Origin of the sequence: Mesorhizobium sp. M7A.F.Ca.ET.027.03.2.1, assembly GCF_003999175.1 — a bacterium.
Lineage (GTDB): Bacteria > Pseudomonadota > Alphaproteobacteria > Rhizobiales > Rhizobiaceae > Mesorhizobium.
The window spans coordinates 1-3,242 of sequence record NZ_RZOM01000716.1 but is presented as its reverse complement, the minus strand read 5'-3'; the positions used below and the strand labels follow the sequence as shown (position 1 = coordinate 3,242).

Genomic DNA, 3,242 nt, shown 5'->3' with positions numbered 1-3,242 from the left:
ATGCATTTCCCTGTTTCCTCCCATTGTCGGCAAAGACACGCAACGCCGCGCGCAAGCACTGGTTCCTGAGATAGCCACAGGAACCGACGCAAATGGCTGGCGTTTCCGCTGAGATGAATGGAGGTGCTCGCATGAGACCGCGCGATAGACGTTGGAGCCGCAAGTCAGCCGGGGCGCCAAAATGGAACTGAGCGGAGGATGTCTCTGCGGCACGATCCGCTTCCGCGTTGGAAGCGAACCGAGAGTGCATTATTGCCATTGTGATATGTGCCGGCGAACGACCGGCAGTGCGTTCGCGGTTCTGGCCTGGGTGCCTTCCCAAAGCGTGACCTGGACCAATGCGACGCCGACCTATCGCAGATCTTCACCGATTGCCCGGAGGGGCTTCTGCTCCGCCTGCGGATCGCCGCTCAGCCTTGCCTATGACGCATCGCCCGGAGAGATCGCGTTGCATGTCGGAACGTTCGACGATCCGGCTCGCCTGGAGCCGCGCTATAATTATGGATCGAGGCAGCGACTTGGCTGGGTTTGCTGCGGAATAGACCTGCCGCACCACGATACCGAGGAGCGATGGTAAAACCATGTCTGAAGGGCAAGCCAGATGAGCATCTTTTACCGGGCGGCCAAGATTGCCGAAGAGGTCCACGCAGCACAGCGCGACAAGACCGGGAGACCGTATATCGAGCACTGCCGCCGGGTCGTCGACGCGGTCGAAACCAGGGACCAGAAGGTCGTCGCCTATCTCCATGACGTCGTGGAAAAGGGCGAAGGCTGGAACCGGACCAGGTTGGACGAGGCCGGTTTTGGCCCGACGATCGCTTCGGCCGTCGACGCCATGTCGCGCAGAGATGGCGAGGACTACTTCGCGTTCGTGCGACGAGCGGCATCGAATCCACTGGCGCTGCCGGTGAAGCGCGCGGATCTGGCGGACAATATCTGGCAGGCCCGACAGGTCGGGGCATCGACTGTCAAATATGAGGAGGCACTACGCATCCTTGATGACGAGTTTCCGCGCCGTCAGCACCAGCCTTGAATTCAGATCGCCCCGCTGCGAACGGGCAATCTACTCCGGGACGTGGGGCGTGTGCCGTCTGTCCTCCGCGGGCTCAGCATCGATGCGCGCCTTTTCCGGATCGAATGCACCATGACGTGCAATGGGCCGCGCCGCGGTTTCAGGCGTCTCGTATGCCCACATGAAATCGTCAGCCGAGCTGCCAACCGCATGGACGCGCCAGTAGCTCGCGGTGCCTTTCGAAGGGGAGCGGCTGGTGGTGTTCGTCTTTTCGAAAAGGTCGAAATAGATGTCTTCGAAAGGGATGTAGAACACGGGCTCATGTCCTTCTTCCTGAAGCACTTTCGCCCGTTCCGTAGCAGCGACTATGGCGTCGGAAAATCGTACCGTCACCGTGCCGGCAAACGGTTCTATGGCCAGCTGGCCAGCATGGTGTGCTGAGATTGCGTCTGAAGCTTGCATTCAAATTCTCCCTGGCTGCCGATGATTGCGAGACCGCATTTCGGTTCGTCATGCATGGAGACGAAATGCGCGGCGATGCGTCAGGTTCCGGCCTCTACTATGAGGTTGGATGATGACTCCACTTCAGCGTTTGCCATGGCTGTCGAGAAACGCAGCCAACAATCGCGCAACCTGATCAGAAGCCTCACGCGTCGGGAAGTGTCCGATGCCATCCAGCACCACCCGCCTATAGAACGCGGTGAAATGCTCTTCGAGCCCCTCTGAGGACTGGGCAAACACAACGCGGTCGTCGCCACCATGGAGCGTCAGGATCGGCACCGTGATGATCTTGACCGCTGCTTGCCGGCGGGCAAGTTCGGCATAGCGTGGATCGGGCTCGGCCTCTTCCCATCTGACCCGATAGGAATGCAACGTCACATCCGCCCAGTCAGGATTTTCGAACGAACTCGCGACACCATCGAAAATAGCGTCGTCGAACCAGCCTGATGGACCCCAGCTGTCCCACTGGTATCTAGCGAATTCCTTGCCGTTGTTTCGTACGAACTCGGCGCCCCGTGCCGTCGCCATGAACCATTGATACCAAAATGCTTTCGCTTGTCCGGGCGCCGGCGTTGCTGGTTTGCCTGGTTGCCAGCCGAGCGACAGCGCAGCACAGCACTTGATGCGGTCCGGGAAAACCGACGCGAGCAGATAGGATATCCGGGCACCCCAATCGTGTCCGACGACCGCAAAGCGGCTGAGGCCCAGCGCATCGGCAAAATCCAGCACATCCTGCGCCATCGCGGCAATCTCGCCCGAGCGCATGATTTCTTTTGACAGGAACGATGTCGGCCCGAAGCCCCGCAACCAAGGCGAAAACGTCCGGAAGCCAGCTTCATGAAGGACCGGCGAAATCCGAGCGTATGTCGTCGCGTCGTCGGGCCAGCCATGCAGCAGGATAACCGGGGCGCCGTCCTGCGGTCCACCATCGAGATAGGCGACGCGCAGCACAGGTGTGTCGCAATGTGAGACGGAGTTCATTGGCTCTGAGGCGCAATAGCTGGCTTATCATCACCAGTCGCGGACTCTGGCCTGGCGGCCTGGTCAACTTGTGGGTTCTTGTTGATGGGGCCGGTGTTGGCTTTCATCGGCTCGATATTGTTGTCGCAGGCGCCGAGCGTAAGGCCAGCGGCCAGGACCAGGAGTGAAAAGAACCTCTTCATCGAAACCTCCTCTGGTTGCTGTCCGGCAAACCAGGTTCCACCAATTTGGTTGCCTGATCGTCCTCTCAAGACGCCACGGCATCTGACGATCAACGCTTCAAGCTATTGGAATCGGCTGCAACTGTCGGATCAGGCAAAACCGGGCCACGTTCAGTCTCCGAACCCTCAGCCTCGATCTCCTGCACGGCCTGGTCCCAGTGCTCCTGCTCGCGGCCAGCCGGCCTGCCCTCTTGTTCCCAGATTTCATGGGCTCGCCGTTTGATCTTTTCTTCCCTGCTGTCCATGGCCAGATCCTCCAATTCGTCAGTCTCAATTCCGGGCCATATTTTTTGTTCCTCCTCTGTCGGGAACAGCCGCTGCCGGAGCCGCGATTTCGGGGAAGGCGCTTGTGGATTGCGTGGGACGAAACCGCTTGGTAATTTTCGTACTGATATTTTTTCGTGACACACCGATGCCCGCAGCTTTATGAATCTGGCTATCGGCCAGCGCCGAGCACGTCCCTCTCCGATCCCACTGCCGGCGCTCAATGCCTGATCGCCCGCCGCACCGATATGGCGGGCTGTTGC

Annotated in this window: 6 protein-coding genes; 2 read left to right on the top strand and 4 right to left on the bottom strand. The window is 59.7% G+C overall.

What is annotated here, in order from left to right:
• Positions 1–181 precede the first annotated feature (181 nt).
• Both EN750_RS25530 and EN750_RS25525 read left to right on the top strand, forming a co-directional pair.
• On the top strand, positions 182–577 hold the full coding sequence (locus tag EN750_RS25530) for a GFA family protein (RefSeq protein ID WP_127380382.1): 396 nt from the start codon (positions 182–184) through the stop codon (positions 575–577).
• Between the two features lie 24 nt (positions 578–601).
• A complete protein-coding gene (locus EN750_RS25525; RefSeq protein WP_127329008.1) occupies positions 602–1,033 on the top strand; it encodes an HD domain-containing protein in 432 nt (143 codons plus the stop codon).
• Between the two features lie 30 nt (positions 1,034–1,063).
• On the opposite strand, the gene EN750_RS25520 is transcribed toward EN750_RS25525, so the two are convergent.
• From EN750_RS25520 to EN750_RS40965, 4 genes are all read right to left on the bottom strand, one after another.
• Complete coding sequence (locus EN750_RS25520; RefSeq protein ID WP_127398200.1) at positions 1,064–1,474, bottom strand: DUF427 domain-containing protein; 411 nt, start codon at positions 1,472–1,474, stop codon at positions 1,064–1,066.
• A 123-nt stretch (positions 1,475–1,597) separates the two neighbouring features.
• Entirely contained in the window at positions 1,598–2,494 is an 897-nt protein-coding gene (locus tag EN750_RS25515) for an alpha/beta hydrolase (protein ID WP_127398198.1), read from the bottom strand.
• Positions 2,491–2,676 carry a hypothetical protein gene (locus EN750_RS25510; protein WP_127398196.1) on the bottom strand — a complete coding sequence of 62 codons (186 nt, stop codon included), beginning with the start codon at positions 2,674–2,676 and terminating at the stop codon, positions 2,491–2,493. The genes EN750_RS25515 and EN750_RS25510 overlap by 4 nt, the downstream gene beginning before the upstream one ends.
• Positions 2,677–2,765: 89 nt before the next feature.
• Positions 2,766–3,242, bottom strand: a 477-nt coding sequence (locus EN750_RS40965) for a DUF2934 domain-containing protein (protein ID WP_245482810.1), incomplete at its 5' end; no start/stop codon positions are given.